General features: G+C 62.4%; 14 protein-coding genes. 8 read left to right on the forward strand and 6 right to left on the reverse strand.

The annotated features are described in order from the left end of the window. Positions 1–27 precede the first annotated feature (27 nt). From RM533_RS00410 to RM533_RS00420, 3 genes are read left to right on the forward strand one after another with little or no spacing between them, the layout of a single operon-like run. Positions 28–1,005, forward strand: a complete 978-nt coding sequence (locus tag RM533_RS00410) for an ABC transporter ATP-binding protein (RefSeq protein WP_311339213.1) — start codon at positions 28–30, stop codon at positions 1,003–1,005. Positions 1,006–1,013: 8 nt separating this feature from the next. After that, complete coding sequence (locus RM533_RS00415; RefSeq protein ID WP_311339214.1) at positions 1,014–1,958, forward strand: MlaD family protein; 945 nt, start codon at positions 1,014–1,016, stop codon at positions 1,956–1,958. A gap of 2 nt (positions 1,959–1,960) precedes the next feature. Beyond that, the gene (locus RM533_RS00420; protein WP_311339215.1) at positions 1,961–2,602 is read left to right on the forward strand and encodes an ABC-type transport auxiliary lipoprotein family protein; all 642 of its coding nucleotides are present in this window, start codon (positions 1,961–1,963) and stop codon (positions 2,600–2,602) included. A 99-nt stretch (positions 2,603–2,701) separates the two neighbouring features. Here RM533_RS00420 and RM533_RS00425 read toward each other — a convergent pair whose 3' ends face one another. The 5 genes from RM533_RS00425 to RM533_RS00445 are packed head-to-tail and all read right to left on the reverse strand — an operon-like array spanning position 2,702 to position 6,081. Next, the gene (locus tag RM533_RS00425; RefSeq protein WP_311339216.1) at positions 2,702–3,421 is read right to left on the reverse strand and encodes an ATP12 family chaperone protein; all 720 of its coding nucleotides are present in this window, start codon (positions 3,419–3,421) and stop codon (positions 2,702–2,704) included. Further along, positions 3,421–3,636: a hypothetical protein gene (locus RM533_RS00430; RefSeq protein ID WP_311339217.1), complete on the reverse strand. Its 216-nt coding sequence runs from the start codon at positions 3,634–3,636 to the stop codon at positions 3,421–3,423. The genes RM533_RS00425 and RM533_RS00430 overlap by 1 nt, the downstream gene beginning before the upstream one ends. Then, positions 3,633–4,289 (reverse strand): HAD-IA family hydrolase, encoded by a 657-nt coding sequence (locus RM533_RS00435; protein WP_311339218.1) that lies wholly within the window; start codon positions 4,287–4,289, stop codon positions 3,633–3,635. Before RM533_RS00435 ends, RM533_RS00430 begins: the two co-directional genes overlap by 4 nt. Further along, positions 4,286–5,668 (reverse strand): RluA family pseudouridine synthase, encoded by a 1,383-nt coding sequence (locus RM533_RS00440; protein WP_311339219.1) that lies wholly within the window; start codon positions 5,666–5,668, stop codon positions 4,286–4,288. Before RM533_RS00440 ends, RM533_RS00435 begins: the two co-directional genes overlap by 4 nt. Beyond that, positions 5,665–6,081 carry a fluoride efflux transporter FluC gene (locus RM533_RS00445; RefSeq protein WP_311339220.1) on the reverse strand — a complete coding sequence of 139 codons (417 nt, stop codon included), beginning with the start codon at positions 6,079–6,081 and terminating at the stop codon, positions 5,665–5,667. The genes RM533_RS00440 and RM533_RS00445 overlap by 4 nt, the downstream gene beginning before the upstream one ends. Positions 6,082–6,380: 299 nt before the next feature. Between RM533_RS00445 and rpsU the strand changes: the two genes are divergently transcribed. The 5 genes from rpsU (at position 6,381) to gatB (ending at position 10,755) form a co-directional block, all read left to right on the forward strand. After that, a complete protein-coding gene (gene rpsU, locus RM533_RS00450) occupies positions 6,381–6,587 on the forward strand; it encodes a 30S ribosomal protein S21 (RefSeq protein ID WP_219892616.1) in 207 nt (68 codons plus the stop codon). Between the two features lie 222 nt (positions 6,588–6,809). Further along, a complete protein-coding gene (locus tag RM533_RS00455) occupies positions 6,810–7,358 on the forward strand; it encodes an FKBP-type peptidyl-prolyl cis-trans isomerase (RefSeq protein ID WP_311339221.1) in 549 nt (182 codons plus the stop codon). 105 nt (positions 7,359–7,463) lie between these two features. Next, entirely contained in the window at positions 7,464–7,766 is a 303-nt protein-coding gene (gene gatC, locus RM533_RS00460) for an Asp-tRNA(Asn)/Glu-tRNA(Gln) amidotransferase subunit GatC (protein ID WP_311339222.1), read from the forward strand. Next, positions 7,766–9,262 carry an Asp-tRNA(Asn)/Glu-tRNA(Gln) amidotransferase subunit GatA gene (gatA, locus tag RM533_RS00465; RefSeq protein WP_311339223.1) on the forward strand — a complete coding sequence of 499 codons (1,497 nt, stop codon included), beginning with the start codon at positions 7,766–7,768 and terminating at the stop codon, positions 9,260–9,262. Before gatC ends, gatA begins: the two co-directional genes overlap by 1 nt. Further along, positions 9,259–10,755 carry an Asp-tRNA(Asn)/Glu-tRNA(Gln) amidotransferase subunit GatB gene (gatB, locus tag RM533_RS00470; RefSeq protein WP_311339224.1) on the forward strand — a complete coding sequence of 499 codons (1,497 nt, stop codon included), beginning with the start codon at positions 9,259–9,261 and terminating at the stop codon, positions 10,753–10,755. The genes gatA and gatB overlap by 4 nt, the downstream gene beginning before the upstream one ends. Before the next feature lie 92 nt (positions 10,756–10,847). On the opposite strand, the gene RM533_RS00475 is transcribed toward gatB, so the two are convergent. After that, positions 10,848–13,799: a M16 family metallopeptidase gene (locus tag RM533_RS00475; RefSeq protein ID WP_311339225.1), complete on the reverse strand. Its 2,952-nt coding sequence runs from the start codon at positions 13,797–13,799 to the stop codon at positions 10,848–10,850. Between the last annotated feature and the right edge of the window lie 119 nt (positions 13,800–13,918).

A 13,918-nucleotide genomic window follows, 5' to 3' on the forward strand; every position in this document is an offset into this window, starting at 1 on the left:
ATGACAAGTGTCCGGGCAAGGAAGCTGATGAAGCGCGCGGTGCGCGAAGCGCAGCCGGTCCCGCCGCTCTTCAAGGGCGAGTTTCCCATCATTGTCGAGGGGCTGGTCAATCGCTTCGGTCCGCAGGTCGTGCATGACGGCCTTGACCTCCAGGTGCGCCGCGGGGAGATCCTCGGCGTGGTCGGCGGCTCGGGCAGCGGCAAGTCGGTGCTGATGCGTTCCATCATCGGTTTGCAGAACCCGGCTGCGGGCAGCATCGAGGTGCTGGGTCATTCGATGACGGGCGCTGCCGACGATCAGGGAGATATCCGCGCGCGCTGGGGCGTGCTGTTTCAAGGCGGTGCGCTGTTCTCGACGCTCACCGTGGCTGAAAACGTGGAGGTTCCGCTCCAGCAGTTCTTCCCCGAACTGTCCGATGATCTGCGGCACGAGATCGCCCGCTTCAAGGTAAGGCTGTCCGGTCTGCCGGAGGAGGCGACCAGCAAATATCCGTCTGAACTTTCAGGCGGCATGCGCAAGCGGGCAGGCCTTGCCCGCGCGCTCGCGCTCGATCCTGAACTGCTGTTTCTTGATGAACCGACAGCAGGGCTCGACCCCATCGGCGCTGCGGCCTTTGACGAGCTGACCCGGTCGCTCACCGATACGCTTGGTCTGACGGTGTTCCTGATCACCCACGATCTTGATACGCTTTATGCGATCTGCGACCGCATCGCGGTGATTGCCGAAAAGCGGGTGATTGCAGTGGGCACCATCGCGGAGTTGCTTCAGACCGAACATCCCTGGATACAGGATTATTTCAACGGTCCGCGTGGACGTGCAGCCAAGGCAACCGACGCCCATTTGGCTGCCAGTGCCAGTGCCAGTGCCAGTGCCAGTGCCAGTGCCAGTGCCGGTCCCGGTGCAGCCGGGCAGGCTGCCGACGCAGGTGGCGCTAGCGGGTGGAGCCAGGCCAATGCAGGCGATCGCAGCGGGGCCATGGACAAGACCGGGCACAAGGGGGCATAGGGCCATCAATGGAAACACGCGCAAATCATCTGTGGGTTGGCGTAGTCACGCTGCTGCTGCTCGCTGCTCTTGCCGCGTTCGTGGTCTGGCTTGCCCGGCTGAACGAAGGCGAGATCCAGAAATACGACATCTTCTTCAAGCAATCGGTCAGCGGTCTCGCCCGTGGCTCCGAAGTGGCCTATTCCGGAGTGCCCGTGGGGCAGGTGACCGAGATCCGCCTGTGGGACAAGGATCCTGAGTTTGTCCGCGTGCGCATTGCAGTGACAGACGACGTTCCGGTCCTGCAGGGAACCACCGCGACCGTGCAGGGCAGCTTTACCGGCGTTTCCACCATTCAGATGGAAGGCGCGGTGCGCGGCGCTCCGCCGATTGTTGCCCTTGGACCTGAAGGGGTGCCGGTCATCCCCACCAAGCTGGGCGGTCTTGGCGAGCTATTGTCCAACGCACCATTGCTCCTCGAGCGGCTTTCCACGCTGACGCAACGGCTCACCCTGGTGCTTTCGGATGAAAATCAGCAGGCGTTGACCGGCATCCTGTCCAATTCAGAGCGGTTGAGTGGCAATCTTGCTGACGCGAGCCCGATGCTGAACGACACGATGGCGCAGTTGCAGACAACCCTGCAGCAGGCGAACCGAACCCTGGCGGAGTTCGAGCAGGTGGCGGCATCGACTGACCAGCTGATCAATGCGGAGGGCAATTCGCTTGCCGATGAAGTGCGCACCACGTTGGGTACGGCACAGGAAGCCATGGTTGAACTGAAGGCGACACTTGGCGATGTGCGCCCGGTGGCACGGCAGGTAACGCAAAGCACCCTGCCAGAAGCCGAAGCCGCGATCCGTGACCTGCGTGCAACGACCACCTCGCTGCGCAACATCACCAATACGCTGCAAGACGAAGGCGCTACCGGCCTGTTGAGCGGCCAGAAGGTTCCTGTATACGAGCCGAGGAAATGATGATGGTGGAACGTACCGGGCCCATGCGCCAGATCGCCAGACCTTTTGCCGTCCAGGCGGGTCGTGCCGTTGCGCTGGTTGCCGCCACCAGCCTGCTGGCAAGCTGTCTCAGCATCGGATCAGGAGAAGATCCGCCTGCGCAACTCATCACGCTGACCGCGCAGGCAACGGCAATGCCCGGGCTCGGCAGCACAGCTTCCGTCGATCAGGCAATTGCCGTGGTTGAACCGCAGGTGGAAGACAGGTTGAACCTCAAGCGCGTGCCGGTCAGCATCGATGCGACCAGCGTTGCTTATCTCGACGAAGCCTTTCTTGTCGACACGCCGGCGCGGCTGATGCAGCACCTGTTGGCCGAAACGCTGCGGGCGCGGACCGGCCGGCTGGTGCTGGAAAATGCCGAGCCGGGCGTAGAGGCGCAAACCCGCCTCTACAGCCGCTTGATCGAAATGGGTTATAACGTCCCGGACAGCAGCGTCACGGTCACTCTCGATGCGATACGCACGCTGCCCGATGGACAGATCGCGTCACGTCGTTTTTCCAGTTCAGTGCCGGGTATTGCCCCAGATGCGACTGGCGTGGCCGTGGCCTTGAACCAGGCTGCAAACGTGGTCGCGATAGAAGTGGCGGATTGGCTCGGCTCCTGAACAAAGTCGGGAGCCGCGCATCGGGCGGCGTCATGCAGTGGCACAGCAGCATCGGGGGGCTCTTACCGTAGGAACACAGAGCCGCTGACGCTGCATGATCTATTTGTCGTGACGAGCCAGCTTCCCGTGACGCGCCAAGGCGGCAAATCGACTGGCCGTGGCAAAAGCGTCCTTGCGGATGGTGCGATCCTTCAACGCGTCTGTGTCCCAGCCCCAGTGCAGGGCCTGCCAATCCTCTTCCAGATTGGCCGCATTCCACAATTGCTCCACGTCCGCTTCCGGTTCGAGTGCCGCAAGCGCAATGATGAGCGAGCCGGCAAGTCCGGCCATCATCTGCACCGCCACAAGCGTGAATGGATCCATGGCGACAAGATGCGCACGCAGTCTGGCTAGGGTATCGGCAGGCTGCGGGTGGTGAATGATCCCGCTGATCCGGGCAAATCGGACAGCCTGCCGCGTTTCGGCGGCCTGCAGCAGCGGCTCCCACACTTCGTCCTGACGGAGCCGCAGGGGTTCGCCCGGCTCTGCCCTGTAACAAAGCGTATCGGTCTGGGCAAATTGCAGCAGCTTGGCGACCGTATCATCTACATTGTTGGTAACATCGTCGATGGCAAGATCCGCCAGATCGCGAAAGGGGAAGCTGCGCACATCGATCTCGGACCCCTGCTGGCGCCATTCTTCAGCCATGCTGTCCGCCAGCGCCTGTGTACCGAGCAGCTGCGGTGCGCCGCCCACGGTCTGCACTGGCCTCTGGTCGAGCTCGATGCGCCACCCCTGCGCTGCTTCGCATACCGTGACACTGCTGTAAAAGCGCTTCATCAAGGATTGCTCCGCCAGCGGCGTGCAAGCAGCTGTGGTGCGATGAAGGCGCCGAGCAGGCCGGTCAGCAGCAAGATCGCAGCGAACCACACAGGCACACTGGCAGGCCATGGCGCCCGACTGCGCAATACCAGGAGTGCGTAGACGGTCAACGAGACACCGGCGATCCGTACCATCTGGATCGCAAGGAAGCGTGATGCCGCGGGATCGCTCATGCAGCCCTCAGCAACTTGCTAAGGTCTGCCGCATCGCGCGCCACGCCTGCCGCCCCGGCGACAAGGAGTTCTGCTGGCCGGTGATAGCCCCACGCCACGCCGATGCCGCGAATGCCCGCTGCACCTGCCATGGCCATGTCAAAGGACGTGTCGCCGATCATGACCGCTGTATCGGATTTCATCCCGGTCTGCTGTAGAATGCTGATAATCATTGACGGGTGCGGCTTGGAAGGGTGGTCATCGGCGGTCTGCAGGCTGATGAACAGGTCCGCGATGTCGTTCTTTGCAAGGCAATGCGCCAGCCCGCGCGCAGATTTGCCGGTGGCCACAGCCAGCGTCCACCCATCGCCATGCAGGCGGTTCAGCAGTGCGTGAATGCCGTCGAACAAAGGCTCGGATACCAGCCCGGCTGCACGCTGTGCCCTGAACGCTTCCCGATACAGCCCTGCCAGCGTCTGATGTTCCTGCGCGCTGCTGTCGGGCAGCAGCGCTGCCATGGCTTGCGGCAGGGAGAGGCCGACGATACGGCGGATGCGTTCCTGCGGCGGGGGCGCACGACCTGCAGCACCAAAAGCATGCTCCATCGCGGCACAGACATTGGCCTGCCCGTCCACCAGGGTTCCATCGCAGTCGAATATCGCCAGCTGTGTCATCTGAGTCGCGGGCCCTGATCCGGCCGACGGCCCGGATCCCTGCCGGGTTTGCGGCTCGCCGAAGGGGACGGCCGTTTACCGGGAGCAGCTTTGCCACCTGCCGGACGCCCACCAGGACGCTGGCGGCCCTGTGCAGCGGGCCCTGATTTGCCGCTGGCCGGTTTGCCGGGTGCGGCTTCGGTGCCGTCCTTGCCCCGGCGACTGCCATGCCGCTCTCCGCGACGTTCGCCCCGACGCTCCTTGCGCACCTGCTTGGCGTGACGGCGGGCAAACTGCTTGCGATCCTCCCGTGTGGGTTCGGGAATGTCATGGGGTGTGGCATCGCTCAGACCCGGATCAAAGCCCAATTGCTCCATGCTTGCCGAAAAATGCTCCGGCAGCGGCGCAACGATGTCGAGCGGCGTGCCATCGGGGTGCTCGATGACCAGTCTGCGGGCATGAAGGTGCATCTTGCGGCTGATCGATCCGGTCAGGAACCCGTCGGGGCCGCCGTATTTGCCATCGCCAACGATAGGGTGACCAATGGCGGCAAGATGCACACGCAACTGGTGAGTGCGACCGGTCAATGGCTCCAGCTCCACCCAGGCCGCACGGTTGCCGGCACGTTCGATCACCCGATAGCGGGTGCGTGCCGCCTGCCCCTTTTCATCCGGCATCATCTTTTCACCGCCGGTGCCAGGCTGCTTGCCAATTGCCAGGTCGATCAGTCCGGCCGGGACCTTGGGCACGCCCACTACCAACGCCCAGTAGATCTTGCGCGCGGAGCGGCCGGCAAAGCTTCTGGAAAAAAACGCCGCGCTGCCCGGGGTCGCCGCGATGAGCAGAACTCCCGAAGTGTCTTTATCAAGCCGGTGCACCAGACGTGGCCGCGGTGCCTTGTCGCCTGATCCGACATAAGCGTCCAGCATGCCATCGACATGGCTGTGGGTCCCTGTTCCGCCTTGCGTTGCAAGCCCTGGTGGCTTGTTCAGCACGATTGCCGCGCGGTCGCGGTGGAGGAGCATCGCATCTGCCTGTTCCAGTTCCGCAGGCGAGAGCTGCCTGCGTTCGCGGGCGCCGGCAGGTGCGTCGCCGACGGGTGGCACGCGGATCTGCTGACCAGCGTTTACCCTGTCGTCCAGCTTGGCGCGTGCGCCATCCACCCGAACCTGTCCTGTACGCACCCAGCGCGACACGGTGGCAAAGCCGACCTGCGGCATGTGCCGCTTGAACCAGCGGTCGAGCCGCACGCCTGCATCGTCGCTGCCCACGGTGAACTTGCGCACGTCTGCACTGGTGCCGCCGTGACCGGCAGGTTGCCAGACGGCTTGAGCCGGCTGTGCGGGATCTGGGGCAGGATCGGCGTCGGCCTTGGATCCGGCATTGGGGTCGTGGTTCATCCTGTTCCTCGCATGACGTAAAGACCCGTCAGCAGCCCAGCCACGCCGCCGCCAAGCGACAGCGCTGCATAGCCAAGCGCAGCACCGATCGCGCCGCGCTGCCACATCACCACCAGATCAAGGCTGAATGACGAAAATGTCGTAAAGCCGCCCAGCAGCCCCATGCCGACGAGAAGCCGCCAGGCCTGTGCTTCTGTTCCGGATGCTGATCCACCATTTGCTTGCCAGCCGACCAGCACGCCCATCAGCAGGCTGCCAACGATATTGACGAAGGCCGTCGCGATGGGGAAAGCCTCTGCGGGGATTGCAAAGCGGTGGGCGACCAGCCGTCCGACTGCATAACGCAGCACTGCGCCTGCTCCACCTCCTGTGGCGACAAGCAGCGGGGCGACAAGAGAAGAAGGCTGGTTCATGGCGGCCGAACTGCCTTAGCCGTGTTGTCTCGATTGGCAAAGAGTACGTGGTGCGCTTGCTGGTGTGGCCGTAACAGCATGGCAAGGCGAAATGACGCTGGCTATTTGCCCTGCCACTCTATCTTGTGTTATACATCAAGGCTTGGCGCTTGCCTTCGCCCTAGCCGGGTGGTAGCGGCGGCGCCGTTCCGGCTGCTTTCTTCAGCCAGATGGATTCGGCCGGTTGCTTGTTTTTTTTGCAGGTGCGCGAGCAGTTGGTTCGCCGCCAGATATTTCATACATGAGGGTAGTTTCAGCTTATGCAAATCATGGTTCGCGATAATAATGTAGATCAGGCCCTGCGCGCTTTGAAGAAGAAATTGCAGCGTGAGGGTGTCTATCGCGAAATGAAGCTGCGCCGCCATTATGAAAAGCCAAGCGAGAAGCGCGCCCGCGAAAAGGCTGCAGCCGTTCGTCGCGCGCGGAAGATGGATCGCAAGCGCGCAGAGCGTGACGGCGTTCGTTAAGACCTGCCTGGCAAGGTCTTGCATTTGCGGCTGCCATCGCTTCGGGTAAACGGCGCGTTGTCATGAAGTGCCGCTATCAGGCGCATGATCTGCTGCGGGTCTGACCAAGGCTGTTGGCGGGCATTGCGCCTGACCGGCGTCTGGTGCAATTGATACTGCGTGTGATAGCGGGGTTCACCCAGGCGGCGGGACCCAGACGGCGGGACAAGGATTAGGATCGTTATGACCGAAGTGACTCGGGTTCCGCTGCAGCCGGTTGGCAAAGGCATATTGACCAAGCTTTGGCTGGGTATTGCAATTGCGATATTGCTGGCGGCAGGTGCCGCATGGGCTGCACGCCATGAAGGTGTCACTGTCGAGACGCTGGTCGTCGGAGAGGGTCCTTCACCCACGACACAGGATGTGGTGCTGGTCAATTATGAAGGACGCCTTCCTGATGGCACTGTGTTCGACAGCGGTGAGCAGGCCGCTTTCCCGCTTGGCGGCGGCGTCATTCCCGGTTTTGCAGAGGCGTTGACGCGGATGCAGGCCGGTGGCCGTTATGAAGTCTTCATTCCAGCCGAGCAAGGCTATGGGGCAGAAGGGGCAGGACCGATCCCTCCCGATAGCGATCTTCTGTTCACGGTAGAACTGCTCGAATTCCGGAGCGAGGACGAGATCAGGGCCTTGCAGGAACAGCTTCGGGCGCTCGGCCTTGGTGGGCCGAGTGCTGGCAGCATTCCCGGCGCTGGTGTTCCTGTCGTGCCGCAGCCGGTGGTGCCAGCGCAATAGTCGTGTGACATTCCGCAACTGTGCGGCGAATGGGTCGCAAGTTCTAATGATCGCTTGCCAGCAAGAGGCGCTTGGCAAGCGTTAGCAGGGTGGCTATCGGGCGGCATGTCTGTTGATAAAGCCATGGTCGCAAAGGTTGCCAGCCTCGCCCGCATCGCGATGTCCGATGCCGAGGTCGAAGCTCTGGTTCCTGAACTGAACAATATCCTAGGATGGGTCGAGCAATTGCAGGAGGTGAACGTGGAAGGGGTTGCACCCACCACGTCTGTCATCCCTAATGCGCTGCGCCTTCGCGACGATGTCGTCGATGCCGATCCGCTGACCGGCGGTGGAGTGCGCGATGCGGTGCTCGCCAATGCTCCTGCGCCTCAGCACGGCTTTTTCGGTGTACCCAAGGTGATCGAGTAATGGCTGACCATGAACTTGCGCGACTGGGTGTGGCGCAGATCCGCAATGGCGTCGCCGCTGGCGATTTCACCGCGGTTGAGGTGGCAGAATCGTTCAACGCCAGCGTCGCCGCTGGATCAGCCCTCAACGCCTTTATCGTGACTACGCCTGAACATGCGCTCGACGCAGCCCGGCGCACGGACGAACAGCGTGCAAAGGGCGGCAAGCTGGGCAGCATGGCCGGTGTGCCTATCGGCATGAAGGACCTCTTCGCAACGAAGGACGTGCAGACCACTGCCGCGACCCGCATCCTGGAAGGGTTCTTGCCGCCCTATGAAAGCACCGTATCCGCCCGGCTGTGGGAAGCGGGAGCCGGCATGCTCGGCAAGCTCAACCTTGACCAGTTCGCGATGGGGTCATCGAACGAGACAAGCTGTTTTGGCAAGGTAATCAATCCATGGCGTGACACCGCCGCGCCTGACGTGGATCTCGCCCCCGGCGGGTCATCCGGCGGATCCAGCGCTGCGGTGGCAGCCGGACTCTGCCCGGCAGCCACGGGCACCGATACAGGCGGATCCATTCGCCAGCCCGCGGCTTTTACTGGCATCACCGGAATAAAACCTACCTATGGTCGCTGCTCGCGCTGGGGCGTTGTCGCGTTTGCCTCCAGCCTGGATCAGGCCGGACCGATGGCCCGCGATACCCGCGACTGCGCCATCATGCTGGGAGCGATGGCGGGTTTTGATCCCAAGGATACGACCAGCCTCGATTTGCCGGTGCCCGATTGGGAAGCGGGCCTCACTACCGACTTGCAGGGTAAGCGCATCGGTGTGCCCCGCGAATATCGCATGGATGGCATGGATGCTGACGTCGCCAAAAGCTGGGACGACGGTATTGCGTGGCTGAGGGATGCAGGCGCACAGATCGTCGACATTTCCCTGCCGCACACGAAATATGCGCTGCCCGCCTATTACATCATCGCGCCTGCGGAAGCATCGTCGAACCTCGCCCGGTATGACGGCGTGCGTTACGGTTTGCGCGAACTGCCTGACGGCGCCGGTCTGCAGGACATGTACGCCGCCACCCGCGCGGCCGGGTTTGGCGATGAGGTCAAACGGCGCATCATGATCGGCACCTATGTGCTGAGTGCCGGGTTTTACGACGCCTATTATACGCGCGCACAAAAGGTGCGGACGTTGATTGCGCGCGATTTCGAGCAAGCCTGGGCGCAATGCGATGTGATCCTCACGCCAACCTGTCCATCGGCGGCATTTGCGTTGGGCGACAAGGTGTCAGACCCGCTGGCAATGTATCTGAACGACGTGTTTGCCGTCCCGGCCAGCCTTGCCGGCCTGCCTGCCATGTCCGTGCCAGCGGGTCTAAATCGTCACGGCTTGCCCCTCGGCCTGCAGATCATCGGCAAGCCACTGGATGAGCAAGGTGTGCTGAATGCAGGGCTGGCGATCGAGGAACGGGCGGCGTTCACGGCGCGTCCGAACAATTGGTGGACAGCATGAACAGCTATCGCATCAGCGGCGCGACCGGCGACTGGGAAGTAGTCATCGGGCTTGAGGTTCATGCGCAGATCAGGACGGCGGCCAAGCTGTTCTCCAGCGCAGCAACGGAATTTGGCGCAGAGCCCAACACGCAAGTCAGCCTTGTCGATGCCGCAATGCCCGGCATGCTGCCTGTCCCCAATCGGGAATGTATCTGGCAGGCGGTACGCACCGGCATGGCGATCGACGCGCAGATCAACGCCTGGAGCCGGTTCGATCGCAAGAACTATTTCTATGCCGATCTGCCGCAGGGTTACCAGATCAGCCAGCTGTTTCATCCCTTGGTGGGAGCGGGGCATCTGGACATCGTTCTTGACGAAAAGGACCCTGAAAACAGCACGCGACGCATTGGCGTCGAGCGCATCCATGTGGAGCAGGACGCCGGCAAGCTGATGCACGATCAGCACCCGACCATGTCTTATGTCGATCTGAACCGGTCAGGCGTTGCATTGATGGAGATTGTCTCCATGCCCGACATGCGTTCGCCCGCAGAAGCAGGGGCCTATGTGCGCAAGCTTCGCACCATCCTGCGCTATGTCGGATCGTGCGACGGCAACATGGAGGAAGGATCGATGCGGGCTGACGTCAATGTCAGTGTCCGCAAGGCTGGCGAGCCGTTCGGCACCCGCACGGAAACCAAGAACGTCAATTCTGTTCGCTTCGTCATGCAGACGATCGAGCATGAGGCAAACCGGCAGGTTGCGCTAATCGAGGATGGCGGCACCGTTGTGCAGGAAACCCGCCTGTTCGATCCTGACAGTGGAACGACGCGGTCCATGCGCTCCAAGGAAGATGCGCAGGACTACCGCTATTTTCCTGATCCTGACCTTCTGCCGCTCGAGCTTGACGAAGCGTTTCTGGCCGATGCGCGCGCCAGTCTGCCCGAATTGCCCGATGCCAAGCGCCGCCGTTACGAGCAGGAGCTTGGCGTGCCGCCTTACAATGCGGCGGTGCTGACGGCGGAGGTGGAAATCGCCATCTGGTTTGAACAATTGCTGCAACAAACTGCCGACCAACAGGCAAAGCCGCAGGCAGAGGTCGCCAGGCAGGCCTCGAACTGGTTGATGTCCGAACTGTTCGGCGCCCTGAACAGGATCGGCCGCAGCCTTGGCGACAGCCCGGTATCACCTGCCAGTGCAGCGCAATTGCTCGCGCTGGTCGGCGACGGCACGATTTCGGGCTCGATTGCCAAGCAGGTGCTGGAGCGGATGCTGGAGACGGGCGACAGTGCAGGCACCATCGTGGAACGCGAGGGGCTGCGGCAGGAGAGCGATACCGGCGCGATCGAAGCGGCCGCCGATGCGGTGATTGCCGAAAACCAGGACAAGGTCGAAGCCTATCGCGGCGGCAAGGACCGGTTGTTCGGGTTCTTCGTCGGTCAGACGATGAAGGCGATGCAGGGCAAGGCCAACCCGCAGGTAGTCAACGATGTTCTGAAGCAGAAGCTGGACTGAACCTGTCGCGCGTTGGCTTGCACAGCGGGCGGGACGGAAAATCGAAAGGGTGTCGCAGCACGATCTGCGGCACCCTTTCTTGCATGGCTCCCCTATGGCTGTGCGGTTGTTGACGATGCCGGGGCATCCTGCACTTCCACCTCAAGGCCTAGCGCGTCGAGTTGCGGCGCAACCACATCGGCATCGCCAACCACGACGAACACGAGATCGTCACCCCGCAACTCTGCCTGCGCCTCCCGGTCGAGTTGCTGCCGGTCAAGGCTCCGGTAACGATCCGCCAGCGTTTCATAATAATCGTCCGGACGCCCGAACCGCACGATATTGGCAAGCCCGCCGAGCACATCGCCCTGCGTCTCGAACGATCCGGGAAGTTCGCGCACATTGCTGTTGACGAGCGCCGTCAACTCATCGTCGCTTACTCCCTCACCGGTTGTAAAGCTGGCAAGATCCTTGCGCAGTTCGGCAAGTGAAGCGCCTGTCTGGTCCGCCTGTACCGGGGCATAGATCATGAACGATGCGCGGTCCTGCGGTTGCTGCACCATGCTGCGCACGCCATAGGACCAGCCCTTGGTTTCGCGCAGGTTCATGTTGATGCGGGACAGGAAGTTGCCGCCGAATACATAATTGGCACTGCCCAGCGGCACCAGATCATCGGTGCCTTTGCGATCGAGTACCCGGCCAGCCCAGATAACCGACTGTGGCGAATCGGGTCGATCGATAAGCACGATGCGTGAGCGCGGGACAGGCACGCCGCCAGCAAAATCCTTCTGCGGAGCGGGTGTTGCAGGCGCCTGCCAGCTGCCGAAGCTTTGCTCGAGCAAGGGAGTGAGCTGCGCAAGCGTGGTATCCCCCACAACAAGGATCCGCGCCAGATCGGGGCGCAGCCATCGGTCATGGAAGCGGGCAAGGTCGTCGCGTGAGACCGTCTCTACCGCTGCGCGTTCACCCAGTCCCGACGGCGGAATGCCATAGGGGTGCCCGGGCCCGTAGATGAGGGGAAAGATCGCACGCTGTGCAAGCCCCTCCGGCGAGGTCAACTCGCTCTCGATGCGGTTGAGCTGCTGCGCGCGCACCCGCTCCAGATCACGCGCGGCAAGCGCCGGACGGCGGATGTAATCGGCCAGAAGCTCGAGCGACGGGGCAAGATTGGGGACAAGCGCGTCAAGCTGCAGCGCGGTTTCATCAAGCGTGGCAAAGGCCGAGATGTTGGCGCCAAGCCGCTCCTGCGCCATCGCCAGCGCATTTGCGTCAAAGCTGGTGGTGCCCTGATCCATCAGCTGGAGGAGCAGGGACTGTGTGCCCAGCGCGTCGCGCGGATCGGCCGCGTAGCCCGCATCGAAGCTCACCCGAACTGCCACTGTCGGTATGTCAGTTCGGCGGGCGAAATACACTTTAATGCCGTTCGACAGGGTGGCGCGCTGGATCTCGGGAAAATCGAGCGGCTGAAGCGTCCCGATCTCCGGCAGGCTCGAGCGGTCCGCGTCATTGACAGCGGTGCGCGACATGTTGGCCGTGCCGGGTTCTGCAAACCAGGCAGGGCCGGGCAGGCCTGCATCAGAGCTGGTCACGTAGCCACCACGTTGCTCACCTCCTTCGGTGCGATCCCCCGGCTCGACCGTCAGCGCAAAGACCGGTCGGCTAAGCCATTTCTGTGCCACCTCCTGCACCTCACCTGTGGTGAGCGCAGAGGCACGGCGCAGGTCCTGCTGGTAAGCATCGGGGTTGCCCTGATAGAGCAGCCCTTGTGCAAGGGTAGGCGCCTTGCCGGCAAAACCGCCCAGATTGCCAAGGCCCCGGATCTCGCTTGCGACATAGCGGGTTCTGGCGCGCAGCAGTTCGTCTTCGGTGGGGCCCTGCGCGATGATCTGCGCAATCTCGCGGTCAAGTGCACGGCCGACAACCGCCGGATCAACGCCGGGTTTCACATCGGCAAAGACGGTGAACTGACCGCCCTGCGCAAATGTGCTGGCGCTGGCAGCCACGCGCACTGCAATTTCCTCCTCGCGAACGAGCGCGTTATCAAGCCGCGAGCTGCTCAACCCGCCAAGCACGGAAGCTGTGAGCGCCAGCGGCAGAAAGTCGGGATTGTCGAGCCCTGGCGTTGCCCACATCCGGTAAATGCGTGTGGTCGCGACCCGATCGTAAATGGTCTTTGCCACCGGCGCCGGCAAGGTCGGCACCGGCACCGCGACAGGCGCAACCTGCGGCCCTGCGGGAATAGCGCCGAACCACGCGGTTACCTTCTGCAGCGCAGTCGCGGTGTCAATATCGCCAGCCAGCACGAGTATGGCATTGTTCGGACCGTAATGATCGCGAAACCAGTTTTTCACATCATCGAGCGTCGCCGAGGACAGGTCCTCCATCGAGCCGATCGTGGAGTGATGATAGGGATGACCGGCAGGATAGAGTGTTTCCAGAGCTTCATATTCGACCAGCCCGAACGGCTGGTTGTCGCCCTGCCGCTTCTCGTTCTGCACCACGCCAATCTGGTTATCGAGCTTTTCCTGCGTTACTGCGCCGAGCAGATGACCCATGCGGTCGCTTTCCAGCATCAGCGCCCGGTCGAGCGCGCCCGTCGGCACGGTCTGGAAATAATTGGTGCGGTCAAACCAGGTGGTGCCGTTGAAATCGGTCGCGCCTGCATCCTGCAACGGCGCGAAGAAATCGCCCGGCGCATTTTCCGACCCGTTGAACATCAGGTGCTCGAACAGATGGGCAAAGCCTGTCTTGCCTTCCGGCTCGTTCTTGGAGCCGACCGCATACCACATCGACACCGCCACCAGTGGAGCAGAGCGGTCTTCATGAACCAATACAGTCAATCCATTATCAAGGACAAATCTTTCATGGGGAATGTCGACCCGCGCGAGCAATTGCGAAAGCGGCGCAGGTTCCGCCAATGCGATCTGCCCCGCAGTCACCTGCTTGGCAGGCCCGGTGAGCGTCGTCCCGGGCGCAGCTTGCGCCGTCTTTGCGATTGCCGGGCCGGGCAGCGCGCTCATGGCGAGCGCCGACACTGCGGCCAGAAGAAAAGATCGTGAAAGCATCTGCATCCTCATTATATGAACGAAGCGTCGTCAAGCCCGCCATGGCCCGGTTTCAAGCGCCTTGGTAGCATTGCAACTGGCGCTGCGCAGCCGGGATATACAGGCACAGGCTTGCAGCA

The organism is Croceicoccus esteveae, assembly GCF_031846435.1.
Lineage (GTDB): Bacteria > Pseudomonadota > Alphaproteobacteria > Sphingomonadales > Sphingomonadaceae > Croceicoccus > Croceicoccus esteveae.